Source organism: Bacillus sp. C28GYM-DRY-1 (assembly GCF_030519405.1).
In the GTDB taxonomy this organism is placed as follows: domain Bacteria; phylum Bacillota; class Bacilli; order Bacillales; family Bacillaceae; genus Bacillus; species Bacillus spizizenii_A.
Genome location: NZ_JAUMKF010000035.1, coordinates 1 through 21,639 on the forward strand (window position 1 = coordinate 1; position 21,639 = coordinate 21,639).

General features: G+C 39.2%; 19 protein-coding genes and 1 pseudogene. 10 read left to right on the forward strand and 10 right to left on the reverse strand.

Annotation, left to right across the window (positions count from 1 at the left end):
- Window positions 1–333: 333 nt before the first annotated feature.
- The gene (locus Q3W56_RS19985) at window positions 334–867 is read right to left on the reverse strand and encodes a hypothetical protein (protein ID WP_302896627.1); all 534 of its coding nucleotides are present in this window, start codon (window positions 865–867) and stop codon (window positions 334–336) included.
- 142 nt (window positions 868–1,009) lie between these two features.
- On the opposite strand from Q3W56_RS19985, the gene Q3W56_RS19990 reads away from it, so the two are divergent.
- The 3 genes from Q3W56_RS19990 (at window position 1,010) to Q3W56_RS20000 (ending at window position 4,283) form a co-directional block, all read left to right on the forward strand.
- Window positions 1,010–2,722: a ribonuclease YeeF family protein gene (locus Q3W56_RS19990; protein WP_302896630.1), complete on the forward strand. Its 1,713-nt coding sequence runs from the start codon at window positions 1,010–1,012 to the stop codon at window positions 2,720–2,722.
- A 5-nt stretch (window positions 2,723–2,727) separates the two neighbouring features.
- Entirely contained in the window at window positions 2,728–3,012 is a 285-nt protein-coding gene (locus Q3W56_RS19995) for a hypothetical protein (protein ID WP_014112422.1), read from the forward strand.
- 120 nt (window positions 3,013–3,132) lie between these two features.
- A protein-coding gene (locus Q3W56_RS20000) for an IS3 family transposase (RefSeq protein ID WP_302896632.1) occupies window positions 3,133–4,283 on the forward strand; the annotation gives its coding sequence in 2 pieces (ribosomal slippage) (window positions 3,133–3,406 and window positions 3,406–4,283; 1,152 coding nt in all).
- Between the two features lie 201 nt (window positions 4,284–4,484).
- On the opposite strand, the gene Q3W56_RS20005 is transcribed toward Q3W56_RS20000, so the two are convergent.
- From Q3W56_RS20005 to fadH, 5 genes and pseudogenes are all read right to left on the reverse strand, one after another.
- Complete coding sequence (locus Q3W56_RS20005; protein ID WP_302896633.1) at window positions 4,485–5,708, reverse strand: EAL domain-containing protein; 1,224 nt, start codon at window positions 5,706–5,708, stop codon at window positions 4,485–4,487.
- 152 nt (window positions 5,709–5,860) lie between these two features.
- The gene (locus Q3W56_RS20010) at window positions 5,861–6,409 is read right to left on the reverse strand and encodes a hypothetical protein (protein WP_003244760.1); all 549 of its coding nucleotides are present in this window, start codon (window positions 6,407–6,409) and stop codon (window positions 5,861–5,863) included.
- Window positions 6,410–6,504: 95 nt separating this feature from the next.
- Window positions 6,505–7,023, reverse strand: a complete 519-nt coding sequence (locus Q3W56_RS20015; RefSeq protein ID WP_010886501.1) for a hypothetical protein — start codon at window positions 7,021–7,023, stop codon at window positions 6,505–6,507.
- A 72-nt stretch (window positions 7,024–7,095) separates the two neighbouring features.
- Window positions 7,096–8,819: pseudogene (locus Q3W56_RS20020) on the reverse strand (glycoside hydrolase domain-containing protein); the annotation flags it as partial.
- Window positions 8,820–9,119: 300 nt separating this feature from the next.
- Window positions 9,120–9,884 carry a 2,4-dienoyl-CoA reductase gene (gene fadH / locus Q3W56_RS20025; protein WP_302896637.1) on the reverse strand — a complete coding sequence of 255 codons (765 nt, stop codon included), beginning with the start codon at window positions 9,882–9,884 and terminating at the stop codon, window positions 9,120–9,122.
- A gap of 144 nt (window positions 9,885–10,028) precedes the next feature.
- Between fadH and Q3W56_RS20030 the strand changes: the two genes are divergently transcribed.
- From Q3W56_RS20030 to Q3W56_RS20045, 4 genes are all read left to right on the forward strand, one after another.
- Window positions 10,029–10,889 carry a metallophosphoesterase gene (locus Q3W56_RS20030; RefSeq protein WP_302896639.1) on the forward strand — a complete coding sequence of 287 codons (861 nt, stop codon included), beginning with the start codon at window positions 10,029–10,031 and terminating at the stop codon, window positions 10,887–10,889.
- 57 nt (window positions 10,890–10,946) lie between these two features.
- Window positions 10,947–11,441, forward strand: a complete 495-nt coding sequence (locus Q3W56_RS20035; RefSeq protein ID WP_302896648.1) for a L,D-transpeptidase family protein — start codon at window positions 10,947–10,949, stop codon at window positions 11,439–11,441.
- A 75-nt stretch (window positions 11,442–11,516) separates the two neighbouring features.
- A complete protein-coding gene (locus tag Q3W56_RS20040; RefSeq protein ID WP_302896641.1) occupies window positions 11,517–12,809 on the forward strand; it encodes an MFS transporter in 1,293 nt (430 codons plus the stop codon).
- Between the two features lie 125 nt (window positions 12,810–12,934).
- Window positions 12,935–13,399: a YkyB family protein gene (locus tag Q3W56_RS20045; protein WP_268400576.1), complete on the forward strand. Its 465-nt coding sequence runs from the start codon at window positions 12,935–12,937 to the stop codon at window positions 13,397–13,399.
- Window positions 13,400–13,442: 43 nt separating this feature from the next.
- Here Q3W56_RS20045 and cheV read toward each other — a convergent pair whose 3' ends face one another.
- Window positions 13,443–14,354, reverse strand: a complete 912-nt coding sequence (gene cheV, locus Q3W56_RS20050; RefSeq protein WP_268400575.1) for a chemotaxis protein CheV — start codon at window positions 14,352–14,354, stop codon at window positions 13,443–13,445.
- Between the two features lie 200 nt (window positions 14,355–14,554).
- Between cheV and Q3W56_RS20055 the strand changes: the two genes are divergently transcribed.
- Together Q3W56_RS20055 and Q3W56_RS20060 are read left to right on the forward strand one after the other, a co-directional pair.
- Window positions 14,555–14,716: a hypothetical protein gene (locus Q3W56_RS20055; protein ID WP_268400574.1), complete on the forward strand. Its 162-nt coding sequence runs from the start codon at window positions 14,555–14,557 to the stop codon at window positions 14,714–14,716.
- 203 nt (window positions 14,717–14,919) lie between these two features.
- Window positions 14,920–16,101 carry an aminotransferase A gene (locus tag Q3W56_RS20060; RefSeq protein WP_302896643.1) on the forward strand — a complete coding sequence of 394 codons (1,182 nt, stop codon included), beginning with the start codon at window positions 14,920–14,922 and terminating at the stop codon, window positions 16,099–16,101.
- A 9-nt stretch (window positions 16,102–16,110) separates the two neighbouring features.
- Here Q3W56_RS20060 and kinA read toward each other — a convergent pair whose 3' ends face one another.
- Together kinA and Q3W56_RS20070 are read right to left on the reverse strand one after the other, a co-directional pair.
- Complete coding sequence (gene kinA / locus Q3W56_RS20065; RefSeq protein WP_302896644.1) at window positions 16,111–17,928, reverse strand: sporulation histidine kinase KinA; 1,818 nt, start codon at window positions 17,926–17,928, stop codon at window positions 16,111–16,113.
- A 164-nt stretch (window positions 17,929–18,092) separates the two neighbouring features.
- Window positions 18,093–20,207, reverse strand: a complete 2,115-nt coding sequence (locus tag Q3W56_RS20070; RefSeq protein ID WP_302896645.1) for a peptidoglycan D,D-transpeptidase FtsI family protein — start codon at window positions 20,205–20,207, stop codon at window positions 18,093–18,095.
- 337 nt (window positions 20,208–20,544) lie between these two features.
- Here Q3W56_RS20070 and Q3W56_RS20075 point away from each other — a divergent pair, with 337 nt between their 5' ends.
- Window positions 20,545–21,354, forward strand: coding sequence for a CAP domain-containing protein (locus Q3W56_RS20075; protein WP_302896646.1), 810 nt, complete (start codon window positions 20,545–20,547; stop codon window positions 21,352–21,354).
- Here the strand turns inward: Q3W56_RS20075 and Q3W56_RS20080 are convergent.
- Window positions 21,306–21,639: transposase (locus tag Q3W56_RS20080; RefSeq protein ID WP_302896647.1), on the reverse strand; the 334-nt coding region annotated here is incomplete at its 5' end. The two genes, Q3W56_RS20075 and Q3W56_RS20080, sit on opposite strands and share 49 nt — an antisense overlap.

The following is a 21,639-nucleotide window of genomic DNA, read 5'->3' on the forward strand; positions in this document are numbered from 1 at the left end:
GAAGAATTTCTTGTGTGGAACATGAGAAAGACACCGTCCTTTTGAAGTCTTTCTTTTATTTTATTACAGGAGAATGGATATTTTAAGGGAAAATAAAAGCTGTCGAGATTTTCTCGACAGCCTGAGCAGGCGTTACGCCTGCTTTTTTGTAAGGACTCTATCAATTAAAAACAAAAACAAACTGAATAACAAGGACATAACTAACATGTCGAGTATAGTTATCCCCGAATCTCTCTTTATGCCGAAGAACAAAATAGCTTGTAAAATTAAAGAGACCAAGAAAAACAATATGTACTTCATACTTTTCATGTTAGAACATCCCCTTTAGCGTTTTTATTTACCGATACAACGTACACTAAACCAAGCTAAACTTGCAGCTAAACCAACTACTCCGCCCTTAATGGCATTTTTACCTACTATTTTAATGATCTGAATTGCAGCTTCTTTCCAGAGTTTCTTTTCAAGTAATTTTTGTAAACCACCTGTAATAAAGCCGATTCCAGTGAAGTCAATGATCTTGTCTTTCAAGCAACCCATATATGATGCTGTCGAGAAATCTCCTGCAGGATTTGGAACACCTACTAGGTCAGATTCAGTGAGCTCCTCACCATTAACCATTTTAACAAAGGCAACGATAGGCGCAACGTTCTCAGGTCCGAATTTTTCAGAGACTAATTGCTCATTTACAACATATTTGCCATTTTCGAGAGTAGATGCTTCATCAAATATAAACTGCATTTCCTGTGCTAATTGGTCTTCTTCTGAAAGATTTTGCGCATTGGCAAATGGCGTAAACACCGCTACAGATAAAGCTAAAGCACACAACAAGGCAACAACAGACTTCCAATTTCTCTTTAAGGTAATCAACTTTGAAACTCCTCCTTTGGAAATGATTAGTATTGCCTAATATTGTTATATCAATTATCCTTGCACTTATCAACCATATTTTACATAATTATCAATCACGTGGTAATATTTTGATATCAAAACAGTTTAGAAGGGATAGATAATGAAAGTATTTAAAGCTAAATCACTGCTTTCTGAAGCTGAAAACCGAGCAAAGGAATATAAAGTAACAAGGAATCAAATGGTGAAATTAAAGAAAGCATTTAAAGCTGTCGCTGATTTGGATGATAGTGAGTTTTCTGGTAAAGGCGCCAATAACATTAAATCATTTTATGAAGATCAGGCTGGCATTGCTGACCAATGGATTGATCTAATTGAGATGAAAATTTCTTTTTTAACGAGTATACCTGGTATTTTGGAAGACGCTAGCTTATCAGATGCCTACATAGAAGAATCTTTCTTAGAACATGAGTTGGCCAATGCTAATTCTAAATCAAAATCCATCATGTCAGAACAGAAAAAGGCCATCAAAGACATCTTAAATGAAATACACGATATCCTTCCTTTAGATGTTTTTTCAACGGAAGATTTTAAAAATGAGTTATCTTCTGCTGAGAAAAAACGAAAAAATACAGTCGAGAAAATAAGTGAAGTCGATGAAAACCTAACGTCAGAATACGCCCTAACAGAAGCAAATGAACAAATGATTCAGGCTGATTACCAAGCACTCATAAACGCAACAGCAAAAGGCAAGAGCGCGTCTCCCATCCACTATAATGCCAAGGCTTATAGGGACAGTGAAATTCATAAGATGACCGAGGATGTAAAAAAACAAACTACTGACTATATTTCCTTTAAAGATCAGCAGGCCGAACAAAGAAGAATTGCGAAGGAACAAGAGGAGCTCGCAAATAGGCCATGGTACGAAAAAACGTGGGATGTTGTTTGTAATTTTACAGGGGAAGTCTCCGGATATTATGATTATAAGCGAGCTGCTGATGGCGTCGATCCAGTCACCGGTGAAAAATTAACCGATGGCCAACGAGTGGCAGCAAGCGCAATGGCAGCGGCCGGCTACATCCCTATAGTTGGCTGGGCAGGAAAATTAGCCAAAGGTGGAAAAGCTGTCTACTCAACGAGCAAAGCCATTTATAGGGCAGACAAAGCACTTGATATCTATAAAACACCTAAGACATTCCCTGCCCTTCAAAACTCCAGTAAAGGACTCTACGGTCTTGCGTCAGCGAATGGTTTTAGTGAAGCAATAACCGGCCGAGATATGTTTGGGAATAAGATTTCCGAGGAGAGACGTGAGAACAACTTAAACAGCGCGCTTGCCTCAATTGCTCCAATAGGAATGATTGGTGCAGGTAAAGCATTAAAAATAAATTCTGGCGCAGGTAAACCTTCCAACTTATTCAGAGGAGAAGATTTCCCTTATGCTACAAAAAGACCAAATGGTATCGGAAAATCTCATATTTCACCTGAGACTGGGAACCTTGTTCCCGCAAACAAAAGCGGAATGTATCAAGGGCGTCAGGTAACTGTTACGGAACATATTTTAGGAGGGTATAGGAAAGGTGGAAAATCCAATAGTCCATATACCAGTTTTACAATTAACAAAAAGATAGCAAAAGGTTATGGGGAATATACTATTGAATTAAATATATCAGCTCTACGAAAAGCCATACGTTCTGGAGAACTAAAAGGAGTTGCTATCCTGAATCCAAAACAAATTGAAAGATTAATAAAAAACGACACGAGACAAACAGACAATTGGAAGAAAAAAGCTCTAAAATGGACTAGTAGAGATACAGAGTATTTTGTTAAAGGTGAGATACCAAAAGAATACTTCAAAATGTTTCCTAAGGAGTGAGGAGTATGTTTCTTTATTATCAAAATGAATGCTTAGGTGAAATAGATGGAGCAACAATAGAAGGGCCTTGGGCTTATGGAAAAATCAAACCTAATGACAATATGGAAAAATTCAAAGATTTTTTTAGAGCAGTGGTGGATGAAGATGATCCCTCTGCAATCGAGAAGTTTGATGATGCTCTACTAGATGATGATAATTGGTTTATCATCGATGATGAGCAAAAAAAAGTAGGGATTTCTTTACCAGGAATCTACGAAGAAGATAACGAAATAAACTGGAGATGGAGATAAAAACAAAAAGGCCCCCTCATAAAGAGGGACTGACCCCATAAGATGAGACAAATAAAAAACACCTTCAAGTTTGAAAAAGGATGATTGTTATCCGACATTAGACTTGGAGGTGTTTTTTCTATGAGGACAAGAGTGAGTTATTCGGTTGAAGTGAAACAGAAGGCTGTAGAAATGAGATTGGCAGGCGTGCCTATGAAAGAGATCATGGAGAAATTGAATATTGAGAATAAGACACAGGTTCAGACATGGGTTAGATGGCATAAAGCTGGGGATACACATCGATTCGAACAGCCTGTTGGAAAGCAATACACTTACGGAAAAGGTCCGGAGTATTCTTCTGAATTAGAGAAACTGCAGGCAGAGAATCGTTATCTGCGACAACAGAATGAAGTGTTAAAAAAGTACAACGAATTGGAAAGGAAGTTGATAGCGAAACGTCAGTCGAACTTATAGAAATATTGCACAGTACAATGACCGTGCAGGATATCTGTATTCATTTAGGTATCTCTCGAGCGTCTTATTATCGTTGGAAGAAGAATCTGACGAAAGATCATTCCAAGCACCATTTGGAAAAACAAATCGGCACGTTGTGCCGAGAGCACAAGTATCGGTATGGATATCGAAAAATCACAGCCATACTAAAAACGAGAATGCGTATTAACCATAAAACTGTTCAACGTATTATGCAGAAAAATCAATGGCAGTGCCGGGTTAAGGTGAAAAAGCACAAGAAGAATGGGCAGCCATATGCCGTGGTCGATAATATATTGGATCGGAACTTTCAGTCTGATCGCCCTCTTGAAAAACTAGTAACGGACATCACATATTTGCCTTATGGACAGAAACAATTGTACCTTTCCAGTATATTAGATGTATACAATGGAGAAGTGATTGCTTTTACGATTGGCGATAAGCAGGACACAGACTTTGTATTAGACACACTTGATCAGCTGCCAACACTGCCTGAGAACTGCATGTTACATAGTGACCAAGGTTCTGTGTATACATCCTACGAGTATCAAAAAGCTGTTAATACAAAAGGCATTACCATGAGCATGTCCCGCAAAGGGACGCCCGCTGATAATGCCTCCATCGAATCGTTTCATTCCTCACTAAAGTCTGAAACGTTCTATCTTAACAGCATTGATCGAACCACGACCGCCATCGTAGAACGCACTGTCACAGAATACATTCATTATTATAACAATATTCGTATTCAAACGAAACTAAACAACCAATCACCGATAAATTATCGGCAATTGGCTGTTTAAAAAGGTGTTTTGATCCCTGTCTCAAAAACAGGGGTCAGTCCCGGGTAGCGCCAAGTTTTTACGGATCTTGATCTGATAGAGGGGTTAGGGAACAGAGAGTAGCTTCTCTCTATAATTAAATGATAATGATTCTCAGTATCAATGTCAATCGTTTTTTTTGATATTTTTTTCAATTCATAAAAAAACGGCCACTTAGGCCGCTTAAATCAATCCATCCTGCTCATATAAATAAGAATAAGGCAAGTCTATAAATAAATACATCTGGTCATCCATAGGATACGAAAACGTTCTGATCATTTCACCTGTTTCCAAATCACTGTACAGATCACTGAAGAATCCTTTTCTGAGATTTCTCATTCTCATAATGTTCTCCAAGAAATAAGGGCGCCAGCTCCAATTCTTTTCCGCGTATTCCGGCTGGTAAATCCATTCTCCATCTTGTTTAAAGACATTTCCCGTCAGCTGATCGCCTTCTTCATCACACATGTAAATTCTAAAGCTGCAATCGGTCAGCTCTTCCGCCAGATTTTTAATAAAGTCATCATCAGAAGACAGGTTGTTTTTTCTCAAAGATGTCACAGCCTGGTGAACTCGTTTGTAAAACTGTTCAGAGTGCTCATACACAGTTTCAAGCTTCTTTTTCTCATGTGTGATAAATTGGTGAAATTCAGTTTTAAGTCTTTGTTTCAATACATCTCTCTCTCGAAACGTTTCAGAAGGAGACAACAAGTAATAACCCTGAAAATAGCGCCCTCCGTTTCTCCAAGCGTACTGAAGCTGGAAGTTCGCCTCAATGTCTTCATACAGCAGCGCAGCACCGATTTTTCTCGCTAATAAAGATATGCTGTATAGCACATGCTCATATGACGGTGACGGCTGTGATATTTTCAGCGCCTGCAAATCGATTTTTAACAGATCTGGCGAAAGTAATGCAATTCTGTCCAGGTTGCTGCTTTCTTTTCCGATATTATCAACTGCAATTTTAATTCCGTATGTACGATAGTAGGCAAGCATATGGTAAAGCTGCTCAATATCCCCTTCAAAATTGTGCTCCGTAATTTCAAGCACGAAACGATGAAGTTCGATCCCTCTCGCTTCATATTCTTTCAGAAGCTCAAGAAAGCTTTCGCCATGATCAAGCATTAAAAGATTGGCATCCTGATTCATAAAAATCAATAGATCAGAATCCGCTTCTAAAAAATGGTCAAGAGCCTGGCGGATAATTCTGTTATCCACCTCTAATTTATATTCTTCGGGTATCCCCCCATCTAAAAAAAAGGGTCCGAGACTTTGAATGTCTGAATCTGCCAATATACGTCCCAGCACCTCATATCCGACGATTTTCTGCTCCTCGGCACTGAAAATCGCCTGGTAATATGGGAGAACATCATCAATGTTCGTTAAAATATCAAGTGGATCCAACATGTTATCACCTGCTTCTCTATCTTTGTCTGATTATACGCACAGTTATAACTACACCACAAATTTCAAAAAAATCATAGTATGGAAAAGTGGGTCGTATGGAGTATGTTAAAAGAAGAGGAAAATTTTTTTGAGATTATCAATCTACATACTGGTTAATTAAGAATTTTATTCATTTGTTTCACAATAACCAAGACAAATACAAAAATAACAGCATTATAACTAGCAGCTGTCCAAAAGTAAAGATTCCAGTCAGTGCCTTTATACATCCAATCATCATCATGTTTCATATTATAGAAAGTTCCTTTTTTATCGTAAGTGCCAAATGTAAGAGTTGTTAAACCGGCGACACTCTTTGAAACGTCAACTCCATACATTGAACCGACATTGTCAGTATAGTTTATTTTCATATACGTGTAATCAGATAAAACTTTTTCTACCCGCTTGGTTGGCAGAGACACATATAATACAGCTGACGTATCTCCTCCGGGCCCAGCCAAATACTCTCTAGCTTTAATAAATTTTGTTTCATCAGGAAAATCTATGTGGTATAGTTTTTCAAATCTTATTATTTCATTAGAAGTAAGATTTGTATTTTGATAATACTCTGGGGAAAAAGCACAAATAATAAAGTACCAAACATTAAAGATGATAACTAAACTGCTTAAAAATAATACAACTAACTTTTTTAACAATTTCTTCAATGAATCACTCCTTAATCTTTAAAAATTATATCATAAATTTAAATAGAAAATAAAACAAGCGAACGACCAGTTTTAACGTTCGCTTGTTTTGCAGTTTATTCAGATATCATTTTTTTCTCAATAACATCTCTAAATGCTTGTGCTGTTATTTTTCCAATCTCTTCACTATAATCCTCAACATCAAAAGCACGTTTAAAGGCTAACCTAATTGGAACAACAACTGGGTCAAGGTTTGTATTTAAATAATACTCTGCTTCAGAGAAAATTTTGTCTAACGAACCATCAAATCTATTATTTACAAATTGAGTGAACCTATTCATACAGTCATTATTACTATAATAATCTCTAATTGCGATATTTAGAGGTTGTGCATTAGCACCAACTGATGTTTTATTCGCTAGATTAATTGCATCTACATCACTAAATAAATCATCTAGGCTAAATTGATACATATTACCTATTATTTTCATAGCCGCATCATAAGGCGAATTAAATTCTTGAGCGTGTAATTTCATGTCCTGTATTGTTGTTAATAGATCTCCAGTCCAACCAGCAAAATCTCGTAGTGTTTGAGAGTAACCACCACTATAAATAATGGCATTATAAGTTGCCATAAGATGCTGCGTTCCTATGACAGTTTTTGATATAGGATCAACAATTCCATTTACTAGGTCTTCCCCTAGCACTTTATCTGCCCATTCACGATAAATAGGATCAATCTGACCTGCGGTAGGGACCCACTTCCACCCTTTGTAGTCATCCTTTCTTAAATACTGGGCAACCAACTCATTAGCTAATTGTGTTTTTTCTACTCCATTATTTAAGTCGCTTTGCATTTGAGCATATTTTTCAGCAGTTTCATATAAAACATCAATTTGATCAAAAAACTTCTTATTCTCTGAAGACACTATATTTATGGTATTAACTCCATTATCCAAACCTGAACAAATATCATTATCAATTTCAATCATTCCAGAACCATTTCCAACAGTAATTGTTGAAATTTGGTCAAACGCCCAATTGTAAGGCAAAGGATATCCTAAGTTTCCGCTAAAACCAGTAGACATACCACTTACAAAACTTGCAAATGCTAAACCTTTTTTAGAAACTATAGTACATACATTCCTAGGAGCATAAATACCAATTTTGTAAGTTGAACCTAAAAAACCGTTCATTATTTCATTTATACCTTCGAAGTGTGGAATAATATTGTTGTTTAAATCGTTACCATATGCATCATAATCTACTGCAAAGTATATTACAGTGTTATTTTTAAACCCGTATTCTTTTGCTGCTTTATAAGCAGCAAACGCATCTTTCTTTCCTTGTTCTTTATTAAAATAATTTGTTGCTCCCCCATAGGTTTGATAAATCGGAAAAACATTTAAACCTGATTTTAAGATTGTTTCTAATTCACCTGGTTGTATTTTTTTATTTAGTGTACTCCCCGGCGCATTTGTTAGATATCGCCCTACAATCTTATAACCTGCCCTCTTAAGGGACTCCGCCCTGTCCGATGTAATTTGAGTAATTGAGTCACAAGCAACTCCTTTTCGATTGGGGTCTCCAGTACTTACTAGAAGTGAAGCCCATGTTTGAAAGTCGGCAGTACCACTCTGTTGTAATTTTGCAAAAGACTGAAAAGCCTTTACTTTTGATCTTACAGATTCAGAGTATACTCCATCAAAAGGAACATTGTAGCCATTAAAGATTAGAGCAGCTTGAAATAAATGAATAAAACTGTTTTTTTCATCTGTTTCTCCAATTCTTAATACAGGAATCAATCTTTGAGTAGTTGGTCCAAAATTCCCATTAGCTATACTATCACTTAACCCTTCCTCGTACTGTATTGCATAAACAAGAGACTTTTGAGTATCCCTTGAATATAGGCCATCACAGGGCATAAAGTAGAAATTCTCTCTATTTTTATATTTATTATTTAGCCATTGCTGTATTGAACGAACTTTCTCTGACGCCCCATTTAAAAGGATATAAGAGTCCATGTTTAATAAAGCTTTAAACACCTTAGGCGTTACTACACCGTCTGTTTTAGAAAGCCCCATATGCAATTGCATTTCTGCTATCGCCTCTTTCGTTCCCTGACCAAATGTACCCGTTAATCCACCTGGACCATAACCTTTACAATAAAGAGCACCTTGAATAATTTTCACAATATTTTTTTTGAATTAGTTGACGTAGAAATCGGGCCTAATTCTTTAAGCTCTCTTAAAGTTGTAGGACCAAAACTGTCGGAAGTCTGTGTAATTCCCAATTCTAGTTGTAATGCTCTAGTTAATGCATACATTGTTTTCCAGCCAGTTTTCCCATTTTCCTCAATGGAATTGTAGCCACTTTTTCCTTTGTACGTTTCATTGAGCCATTCCTGAGTTAATAATACCATCTCGTCCATTATATTACCTTCCTCCCAATCTGATGTAACCTTGAAACCTTTCATTCTTATAATTTCTCTTTTTAGTTAACGAAGTAATTATATGAATGTTTTATTTGAAATCTAAGTTCTTCATATCTCGTCTCCCCTTTTAAAATATACCTTTCATATATTAGGTGGCTTACGTATGACACAACACCTCATAAACAAATAAAGCTCTATGTGTTATCAAATTGGATAGGAAGAAGGTTAATTGTGGAGGTATTACATTCGAACATAAAAGTTCTTAATAACTTAAATATTCACTTATAAATATTCAGATTAAAACGGGTAAGGATTCAGCCATTGCCCCCCATCCAGAGTGACACATTCCCCATTCATATAGGAAGCTTCATCAGAAAGCATAAACGCGGCCAAAGCGGCGATTTCCTCGGGTGTGCCAAGCCGGCCGAGCGGCACACTGTTCAGCGTGCGGGCTTTCGCTTTTTCCGATTCAAATAGCTTCTCCGCACCGCCTGTTCGTTCTATCGGACCGGGTGCAATCGCGTTTGTGCGGATTCCGTATTGACTGCCCCACTCTACGGCCAGAGTTCTTGTCAGTGACAATACCCCTGCCTTGGCTGCAGCGGAATGAACGACCCCTGCTCCCGCTCCCCAAGCGTATGTGGCGGCCATATTTAAAATGACGCCCTTCTGCTGCTGCTCGATCCAATACCGTGCCGCGGCTTGGCTGCAAAAAAATGTGCCGTTTAACACAATCTCAATAACGGCTTTCCATCCATTAGGCGTCAGCTTTTCTGCCGGGCAAATAAAATTTCCGGCCGCATTATTGATCAGCGCATCAAGCCGGCCAAAGGCTCTTATCCCTTCTGTAATCATGTCTGAAGCAGCGGAATCAGAACGGACATCCATTTGAAAACAAGCGACTTGCCCCTCAAAGGTCTCAATTTCTCTTTTCGTTTCCTCAAGTGCTTCCTGATTCCGTCCTGTCACCATGACGTGCCAGCCTAATTCAGCCTGTTTTTTTGCCATTGCTTTTCCCATGCCGCTTGACCCGCCGGTAATAATAACAACCTTTTTTTCCATTGTATGATCCCTCCTATTATGAATGAGTATTCATTCAATATTATTCTATCATTATATGCCAGCTTCTGTCAGTACATGCTGATATGAGATTTTTTCAAGTTACAGGTGATATAATAGAAAAACTCTACTAAAGGTTGGTTTGAAATGAAAAAGATGTCCAGAAGACAATTTTTAAAAGGAACGTTCGGCGTTTTTGCGGCCGGGGTTTTCACAGCCTGCGGCGGATATGGCTATGCCCGCTATCTGGAACCGCATATGATTGAGACTACTAGACACACGATTAAAAGCTCTCTCATTCCCCATGGATTTGACGGTTTTAAAATCGTGCAGTTCAGTGATACACATTTAAGCGATTATTTTACGCTTGATGATTTTAGAACTGTCATCCAGACAATCAATGAATCTAAGCCTGATTTAATTGTTTTTACCGGTGATATTATCGATAACCCTGATATGTATCAAAATTATCAGGCAGTGATTCCTTTTTTGAAAAAGCTGCAAGCACCCTTCGGCAAGTTTTGTGTTTACGGCAATCATGATCACGGCGGCTATGGCACGGATGCTTATAAAAGCCTGATGTCATCGGGAGGTTTTACGGTATTCCGCAACGCCTATCAAAAATTAAAGCTCACAGACGGCAGCGAAATTGAGATTGCTGCGCTCGATGATTTAATGCTCGGCAAACCCGATTATGAAGGCACCCTATCGAAATTAAGTGAGAAGCTTTTTTCTATTCTGCTCGTCCATGAGCCTGATGCCGCCTTGAATACAAAAACATATCCTGTCAATTTGCAGCTATCCGGACACACACACGGCGGGCAGATCCAGCTGCCCTTCTACGGACCGCTTATTACACCTCCGTACGGAAAAGTCTATACCGAAGGAATGTACCAAACAGGCGACACTCATATTTATGTGAACCGCGGTCTCGGGATGACGAGACTGCCTTTGCGATTTCTGGCTAAACCTGAAATTACAGTCTTTACATTAAAAAGCACAATTTAATGTAGCAGATTGGGTTCCTCATCAATACTTATAAATAAAAAAGAGAGGATGAGGAAACTGCTCACGTACCAGATTAAACAAGGCGATACACTCACCAGCATCGCAGCCGATTTCAGAGTCAGCACTGCTGCTTTGATCCAAGCCAACCCTTCTTTGCAATCAGGAGTTATCGCCGGACAGCGCATTGTCATCCCCGGTCTGCCGGACCCAAATACGATCCCATATCATATTACAGTCTCTATTGGGGCTAAAACCCTTACTTTGCGCCAAAATAATCAGATAATAAAAACTTATCCGATTGCCGTCGGTAAAATACTGACACAAACACCAACTGGCGAGTTCTACATTATTAACCGCCAACGCAATCCCGGCGGTCCATTTGGCGCTTATTGGCTGAGTCTTTCAAGACAGCACTACGGAATACACGGGACGAATAATCCCTCTTCGATTGGTAAGGCTGTTTCTAAAGGGTGCATTCGCATGCATAACAAAGACGTAATCGAACTCGCTTCTATTGTGCCAAACGGAACAAGAGTCATGATTAACCGGTAATGTTTTCTTAATTGTTTCAAAAACAGGCTGTTTATAATATGATAAAGTGGGACCTTTAGGGTAAGGAGCGTTTTTATGGATATATTTAAAAATCGTAATTTTGTTCGTCTTTTTTTCGCAGCACTCGCTTCTCAAATGGGTACGACAGTAGGCAACATGGCATTTGCTTTTTTCTTGCTGGACCGCTTCAGCAGCCAGCCTTCATATACGACCTTGGCGGAGCTGATGTATTCTCTCCCGACCGTATTTGTATTTTTGATCGTAGGAGTTGTCGCGGACCGGTTTGACAGAAAAAAGGTAGCGGAAAACTGTGATTGGATCAGAGCCGGCCTGACTGTCGTTCTTTTTTTCACTTTATTTACCGGCAATATTCCTCTTGTTTTCTGTATTTTATTTGTCAGAAGCGCTGTCACGAAGTTTTTCTTTCCGGCAGAAAACAGTTTGGTACAAGCCATCCTGCCGAAGGAGCATTATGCAAAGGCGGCCGGTCTTAACCAGATGCTTTTTAGTATTTTCATGGTGTTCGGAGTCGGAATCGGTGCCGTTATGTACAACACAATCGGTATCGAAGGCGCCATTATTCTTGATTTTGTCAGCTTTATCATTTCCGGGCTGCTGATCCGCAGCTGCCGGATACCGAAAGAAGCCCGACAGCCAAACGGTGCATTCAGCTGGAGAAAAACTTCTGTGAAAGATTCAATAAATGATTTTAAGGAAGGTATTCTGTATATTTTAAAAAACAAACTGCTGGCATCTCTTATATTCGGATTCTTTATTTTTGGATTTGTCAACGGAGGATTCGCCGTATTGCCAATGTTTACAATGAAATACGGATTGGCGCCTGACCGTTATGAGTGGCATACGTCGGTATTTACGATCGCACTCGGGTTTGGGCTGCTGGCAGGAAGTGTAATCGGCACGATTATCTCTAAAAAAGTGAAGCCGCACTTTTTAATGTCGATACCGATTTTCATTGCAGGCTTGCTGATTTTCATTCTCGGCTACACAAATGTTTTATGGGTGTACTATGCGGCATCTTTTGCCCTGGGAATGTGCATTGGCCCGATCAACATTGCAATCGGGGGATGGATGCCAAAGATTGTTCATCCAAAGCTGATGGGACGAGTAAGCGGCTTGCAGGACCCTTTTATGATGTTTGCACAGTCTTTAACACTGGGCTTAGTTGCGCTGTTATTCCCTAAGTTCGTTTCAAACATTGATTATCTTTATTACGGTATGGGCGTTATTATCCTGCTTGTTTTTATTTTTTATTTTGTTGCACTGCCAAAATACAGTGCACAGGTTGCGGAAGTGAATGTTCAGGAAGCATTTCAAGAGCAGCCGAAAAAGAAAGCAAGATCTGTATAATATACATTAAAAATGCGCTTTTTTTCTCAGAAAAAAGCGCATTTTTACATTCAATATTTGCATTTCAATTTTAAAAAAGTATAATCTAATCATATAGAATTTGATAAGAGCAAAGGAGAGAAATAATGGACGACCATGCATATACGAAAGATCTGCAGCCAACCGTAGAAAATCTTTCAAAAGCAGTTTACACTGTGAACCGCCATGCAAAAACCGCCCCCAACCCTAAATACCTATATCTGCTGAAAAAACGGGCTTTGCAAAAGCTTGTCAAAGAAGGTAAAGGAGAGAAAATAGGGCTTCATTTTTCAAAAAATCCAAGGTTCAGCCAACAGCAATCGGACGTGCTTATCTCAATCGGAGACTACTATTTTCACATGCCTCCAACTAAAGAAGACTTCGAACATCTTCCGCATTTAGGTACACTTAATCAATCGTACCGAAATCCAAAAGCTCACATGTCTTTAACAAAAGCGAAACACCTGTTGCAAAAATATGTAGGCATGAAGGAAAAACCGCTTGTGCCAAATCGCCAGCAGCCAGCCTACCATAAACCTGTTTTTAAAAAGCTTGGCGAGAGTTACTTTTAAAATAAAAACAGCCGGGTGCCACTTAGGCACCGGCTGTTTTTATTTATTCGATGACATACGTATCCACTTTTTTAATCAAGTCACTGATCTCAGGCTTGCTGATTTGCTCATCTGCGCCAACGACTTCTCCGCGGTGACGCAAATCATCTGTAATTAACGATGAGAAAATCATAACAGGTACGTCTGAGCTTTTCGGGTTTTCCTTCAGCAGCTTTGTGAGCCTGTGTCCGTCCATTTTTGGCATTTCAATATCAGTGATAATCATATCAATCTGCTCTGATAAATCAGTTTCATTTTCAGCAAGGTTCATAATGTAGTCATATGCCTCTTTTCCGTTTTCAAACGAAGAAACATTGTTGTACCCTGCTTCTTTTAACTCATTCTGCAAGAGGCGCATCAAGAGCGGTGAGTCCTCTACAATGATAAGCTTTTTATCAGCTCTTCTTTCATCGAAGCCCTCGGTATGCATATTGTACGTATCCACACCTGAGTCTGATTCGATGTCATAAATCATTTTTTCATAGTCAGGCAAAAAGATCATCAGGTCTTCGAGCTTAATAATCCCGGTAAGGTGCCGCTCCATTCCTTGATTTAATGATGTGGGCTTTTCAATTGCTTCCCAGGATACTCTGTGAATTTGAGAAACAGAGCCGACATGGAAAACAATTTTCCGTTTATTAAATTCAGTCACGATATATTTCTCGTCTTTTGATCCCTCAGGCTCAACTCCAAAAAATGAGAAGAGGCTGATCACAGGGAGGATTTCCCCTCTGAGCTTAATCATTCCTTCTACATGCTGATGGGAGTGAGGCACTGATGTCACCTCGACTGGCTGAATAATTTCCCTTACCTTCATGACGTTAATTCCGAAAGCATTATCGCCCACGCCAAACTTCACTATTTCTAATTCATTTGTACCAGAATCCAATAAAATTTCGTATTGTTGTAATGACACTTCAATCCCTCGCTATTCGCATTCAGTATTGTACTGTATATATCGGCGTAAATTGTAAAAAGTGAATGGCATGGCTCTTCAAAATCGGATACTGGGAGCGTCAAGCCGCGGTTCTTTGAAACTTTTTCCCTAATAACCATTGACTTTCCAACTAACAGTGGTAAAATAGTCAAGGATTTTTCCAAAGAAGGGTGTAAATAATGGGTACCTTAGTAATATTTAAAGGAAATGAAATGACTGTTTTAGAAGATATCAGTGAAGAGACTTATCTGCATATGAAGAAAGAATCAGCTGACCTTCAAGAAGAGCATCCATCGTATATGACTTGGCACGAAGACCTTCATTTTGATTATGGTTATTAATGAAATTAGCTCATATAAACAATAATAGAACATGATACAATAAAGACAATCAAATCGCTGGTTGTCTTCTTTTTTTTTCTGTAAAGAAAGGTATGTTTAGAAAAAAGACGCATACAATCGAAATATATCGGCGAAAAAGGTGACAAATGATCAGCTAGTGGTAAAATAGGATAAACTCATTATATTTGTTAAGGTGATGAATTATGGAACATTTGCTGAATCCGAAAGCAAGAGAGATTGAAATTTCAGGAATACGCAGGTTCTCAAATCTTGTAGCTCAACACGAAGACGTAATTTCACTTACAATCGGCCAGCCTGACTTTTTCACGCCGCATCACGTGAAAGGTGCCGCAAAAAAAGCCATTGATGAAAACGTGACGTCATATACTCCGAACGCTGGTTACCTGGAGCTGAGACAAGCTGTACAGCTTTATATGAAGAAAAAAGCGGATTTTAACTACGATGCTAAATCTGAAATCATCATCACAACAGGTGCAAGCCAAGCCATTGATGCTGCATTCCGCACGATTTTATCTCCCGGTGATGAGGTGATTATGCCAGGCCCGATTTATCCCGGCTACGAGCCTATTATCAATTTGTGCGGCGCCAAGCCTGTCATTGTTGATACGACATCACACGGCTTTAAGCTTACTGCCCGGCTGATTGAAGATGCTCTGACTCCTAACACTAAGTGTGTCGTGCTTCCTTATCCGTCAAATCCTACCGGCGTGACTTTATCTGAAGAAGAACTAAAAAGCATCGCTGCCCTTTTAAAAGGCAGAAATATCTTCGTATTGTCTGATGAAATATACAGTGAATTAACATATGACAGACCCCATTACTCCATCGCAACCCATTTGCGGGATCAAACGATTGTCATTAACGGCTTGTCAAAATCACACAGCATGACCGGTTGGAGAATTGGATTTTTATTTGCACCGAAAAACATAGCAAAGCACATTTTAAAGGTTCATCAATACAATGTGTCGTGTGCGTCATCTATTTCTCAAAAAGCCGCGCTTGAAGCTGTGACAAACGGTTTTGACGATGCCCTGATTATGAGGGAACAGTACAAAAAACGTCTGGACTATGTGTATGATCGTCTTGTTTCCATGGGACTTGACGTTGTGAAACCGTCTGGCGCCTTTTATATCTTCCCATCTATTAAATCATTTGGAATGTCTTCCTTTGATTTTAGTATGGCTCTATTGGAAGATTCAGGTGTGGCACTCGTACCGGGCAGCTCATTCTCAAAGTATGGTGAGGGATATGTGAGGCTGTCTTTTGCATACTCGCTGGACACGCTTAGAGAAGGCCTGGACCGCTTAGAATTATTTGTATTAAAAAAACGTGAATCAATGCAGACGATAAACAACGGCGTTTAAGCCGTTGTTTTATTTTTTTGGAAATGAAATTTTAAAGGCTGTGCCTTTTTCCGGCTGGCTGTCTACATGGATGACTCCCTGATGATTTTCGATAATATTAAATGTCACCATCAGTCCAAGCCCCGTGCCTTTTTCTTTTGTCGTTAAAAATGGTTCTCCAATCCGGTTCAGCACCTTTTCAGGTATGCCTTCTCCTTCATCTTTGACAGTGACATGAACCGAATGCTCATCCTCAGTTATGATAATGTCTACTGTTCCCCCGTCAGGCATTGATTCAACCGCATTTTTTATTAAATTAATGAATACCTGCTTTAATTGGTTTTGATCCCCGTTAATATAAATGCTGTCAGTTTCATAGCTGGTTCTGATAAAAATGCCATTTAAATTTGCCTGTGTTTCTAAGAGGGCCGAGACCTCACCAATTAATTTTTTCAAGTTCAAATATTCTTTAACGGCATTTTGCTGAGGTTTCGCCAGCATAAGCAGTTCACTGAGTATTAGTTCGATACGGCTGAGTTCAGAAAAGACAATATCAAAGTAATGTTCATTTCCTTCCATCGTCGGTTTCATCAGCTGCAAAAATCCTTTGATCGCTGTCAGCGGGTTGCGTATCTCATGAGCGATTCCCGCCGCGAGCTGCCCTGCGATTGATAATTTTTCTGATTTCAGCATCAATTCTTCTGTTTGTTTTCTCTCAGAAATGTCCCGAAGAATAACTTGGACAGCCGCTTCTCCAAAAAAGGTCGTCGGAATGCAGACCATCTCCGTATAGATGACCCTGTTCTGGAAGGTGAACCATGATTGCTTGACAATTTCTGATTGTGTTTTTTGCTCGGCGATGTTTTGGATTCTTTCTTTTACATCCTCGTGATCGCAAGGATGCAGCTGATCATATATGTTTTTGCCAATTAAATCTTCATAGGTGGCCGCTTCAAACAGGGAAATTCCTGACTCATTCATAAACACCCATTTTCCATTATGAATCACCGCAATGGTATCGATTGAATTTTGAATCAGCAGCTGATATCGTTCACGGCTTTTTTGCAGGATGGTTTGGAATTTTTTCCTTGAAGAGATATCGATCAGCAGCAGCAGCTCAGCCTGCTGGTTTTTGTAGACGGTCGGGGATGCTTTCACTTCTAAATGAACAGGTGTGCCATCAAGCCTTTTCCACGTCTGTTCAATCATTCCAACTTCCATTCCTTTTTGCATTCGTATAATCCTGTTTTTCACAATATCATGATATTCTTCCTCAATAAATTCATAGGACCATTTGCCAATAATAGCATCCTTGCTTTTCGCTCCCAGCATTGAAAGCATTGCACTGTTTACATAGACGATTTTGCCTTTGACACTGATGCATAGCGGACTCGGAAGATTTTCAACTAACCGTTCATAATCATCCGTAATATATGTAGTCGATTCCGGGCTTGCAGGCTCGATTTCATCTTTTTCGAAGTTTAGAGAGTGATGGCTTTCTTCTTCAAGAACCTTCATTTTCAAAATGATTTCTCGTTCTGTCCGCTCAGCTCTTGTCGTAACGATTTCTACTGCAGCCTCCACCCACACAATCGTATGATCTTTTTTAATAAAACGAAATGTGCATGGCATCAGATGATGTTCATTATAAAAATAGCTTTCAACCAAAAATTGGTCTTCCTCATGCAGAAACGTTTTGAGGAATGATCCGATCATCTCTCCTTGGAGATAGCCTAAATGCAGTTTGGAATTGGCAGATATATAAATGATGCGTCCATTAGAGGCCAAGACTGCATGAATATCGTTTTTTGTTTGAAATGGTTTAACATGCTGCGTATCCTGTTCCACAGAATCCCTCCTTTGCATGATCATCGTGTTTCGATATATACAGATTAACTTTTACCTAGTATGATTCGCTAGAAAATGAGTATTCTCCTTCTATTCTTATGGTGAACGTCAATTTTTGAATAAAAGAAAGAGCACACAACCTTTCAGTTGTGCACCCTGTTTTTTTATTTCTTACTGTGTTTCTTTTCTAGCTCTGCGTAAGCATGTATAGCTCTTTTGGCAATAATTTTATTGATCTTATCATCATCATCTACTGATGGAACAACAACACTAAAAGCCACTTTTGGATTGTTCGACGGGTAATAACCGACAAAAGTAAGGTTATATGTGCTTTTCCCCCACCAATTACGATTCGTGCCGTAGTAAAATGTTTCTGCTGTTCCCGTTTTTCCTGATACATCTTCTGTAAACGTATTTTTAGCTGTCCCTGAAGAAGTGACTAATTTCATACCTGTTTGCACTTGCTTCAAATCACTCTCTGAATTGTTGATCTTATTTAGTACTTTAGGCTTTCTATGTTCAATCGCCTTACCAAGCTGGTCTTTTTTCCCTGGCTCATGAATACTTGTGACGACTCTAGGCTGCACACGATAGCCTCCATTGGCGATTACTGAGATGTACTGGGCCATTTGAAGCGGTGTGTATGTATCATACTGACCGATTGCCAAGTCTAAAATTAAGCCCCCTACAGTTTCAGGTGTGGTTTGCATACCGGCTGATTCCTGAGGCAGGTCGATACCTGTCTTTACCCCTAGGCCAAACTGGCTGTAATAGTTTCTCATCTTCAGTAAATCCTTCTGATCAGCCGGAAGAGACCCATGCGGCCTGTATGTTACACCCGCAATATGCATGGCAATATTAAACATATATACGTTAGAACTTTTTTGCAAAGCGGTTAATTCATTGATGGTTCCCATATTGGTATACGATTTTTTTATGAGATTTGTTCCTAAATGCATTGGAGCATCGAGAAAATATTTATAGTGCGGAATTCCGTCCTGATAACCGGCAAGTACGGTGGCACCCTTTACTGCTGAACCCATTTCATATTGGGTTGTAAATGTCCCTATCGCATAATCTTGAATTTTGTTTGTTTCTAAATCAATTTTTTTCCCTGCCATGGACAAAATATCGCCGTTATTCGGGTCCATCATCACGACAAAGGCTCTGTCAAGCATATAGTTTCCGCGTGCACGGCTGTTTCTCACTTCTTCTTCAATGATCTTTTCCACTTCTGCCTGAAGCTCCATGTCAAAAGAAAGCTGAAGATCATATCCCCTGCTGCCTTTATTAATGGTTTTTTGGCTGACGACATTCCCTTTATTGTCTTCTACGTATTCCACTTCTTCCTTTTGGGAATTTAAATAGTCTTCATATTGATACTCTATATAACTTTTTCCCACCCTGTCATTATTTGCATAGCCTCTTGTTAAGTAGAAGTCTTTTCTATCGCTCAGCAGGCCTTGATCAGGTGTCGTGACGCCGCCGAAAACAGAATAGAGCGTTTTGTCATAAGGATATTTTCGAGTCCAATCGTTTACAATGTCGATTCCCGGAAGCTCTTCTAAATGCTCAGAAACAATTGAAATTTCATCATATGTTAAATCATTTTTTGGTCGTTGTGTGGATTTCTTCTCCTCGTCAAGCAGTGTTCCGTTTTTTCCATTGCTGTTGCTTTCATTTGGATTCATCGCTTTTACGATTTGAGGTTCGTAGGCATTTCCGCTTGAAAACCTTGTATATATCGCAGCGATTTCCATTTCTTCGTCATCTCGCTGAATCGCTTTCAATTCTTGATCCGGTACACGCTCAATTTGAAGCTTGTAAGCCTGAGCGCCTTTCAGATTGCTTTCAGATTCCTTAAGCAGAGCGGCGGCTTTTTTCGGATGAGATGCGATCCAGTAATCACGCAAATCTCTTTCCTTCAAAAATTCGGTATCAATATGAATGAAAGCCGCAAGCCGTTTCGCTGTTTTGATTTTGTCTTCTGTTTTTGTGCTCGATGTTGAAACATACACTATTTCAGGCACGCTCTGGTTATCGACAGCCACTTTCTGGTTTCTGTCGTACATCTTCCCTCGAGGCGCCGGATAGAACGCTGTTTTTGCATTTGCTTTCTCAGCGTCTTCTTCATGCTGTGTGCCTTCAACAATTTGAACAACGCCAAGCTTAAAGATTAATGCAGTGAATAGAACAAAGACAGCAAGGAAAAAAAGGTTCATTCTAATTGCCCTGTTTCCGTTACTTTTTTTCTTTGGTTCACGTCCTATTTCAGTCACTTCTGGTTACCCCTCTCAAAATCATTCAATATATTTACATATACTGAGATTAATTGTAACACCTATGTAACAGTTGTTACAGTAAAAAGGGATAAAAAATGCTGTCAATATAAAAACACATTAAAATATAACTAACAATTCAAATAAAAGGAAGCTATGTAACTGTACGATAATATCATGAAATGCAGTGATTCCCTTTGTCTCAGCGGTTTAGCGCGTATTGGTTACGAAGATGACACACTCTCTTTGTCAAAGGAAAGTGATGGATACTTTATGACAAAAAAGCTATGTTATGATTTTTTTGTAGAAACAAACAACTCTAGGAGGTTATGAACTAATGAAGAAAGCATTTATTTTATCTGCTGCCGCTGCGGTTGGATTATTCACATTCGGGGGCGTACAGCAAGCATCAGCGAAAGAATTCTCCTTCCAGCATGTGGTAACGGTAAAAACAGGAAATATGGTGCAAAACATGTCTCTTAATGATGTAATGAAAAAGCTGCACATTAACACAAATATTAAAACATTAAATGCTGCAAACGAAAAAGAGATCAAGCAGCTTCTTAAAAAACATGCGAAGCAATCTAATATGAACATTCAGGATGTTCAAAAGACAGAAACTGCAAAACCTGTGCAAAAAACTGCAGAAAAAGCAGCTGCTGAACAAAACACTGCTTCTAAAGCACCTGCTCCTACTCAACAAAACGCTGCTTCTAAAGCACCTGCAGCTGCTGAAAAAACAAACACAACAACATCTGCACCTTCATCTGTAAGTGCATATGAGAAAAAAGTTGTTGAGCTTACAAATGCAGAAAGACAAAAACAAGGCTTAAAACCGCTTCAAATTGATGAAACGTTAAGCAAATCTGCACGCGCAAAATCTCAGGATATGAAAGACAAGAACTATTTTGATCACCAAAGCCCAACTTACGGCTCACCGTTTGACATGATGAAATCTTTCGGAATCAGCTACAAAACAGCAGGTGAAAACATTGCTAAGGGCCAAAAAACACCAGAAGAAGTAGTAAAAGCTTGGATGAACAGTGAAGGACACAGAAAAAATATTCTAAACCCTAACTTTACTCATATCGGTGTAGGCTACGTTGAGTCTGGAAGCATCTGGACACAGCAATTCATCGGAAAATAATAAAAAAAGATTGCCTGTTCCCTACAGGCAATCTCAGACTGTTGACAAAATAGTCGGATCTTTATGATCCGACCTATTTTTGTCCAATTTATTCTGTTTTTCGGTCGAATAGGCTGGCGAGTTGGTCCTTTCCAAGTCCAATTCGCCAGTTTTTTTAAATTCATGGCAGCGAAAACAAGCATCGCCTGCATGGACAATTTTTTCTTTCCCCTTAGGGTTGTCCAGCGCAGGCCATGCTTGTGCTTTAAATCCGCAAAAACCCGTTCAATCGTTTCTTTGCGTTTG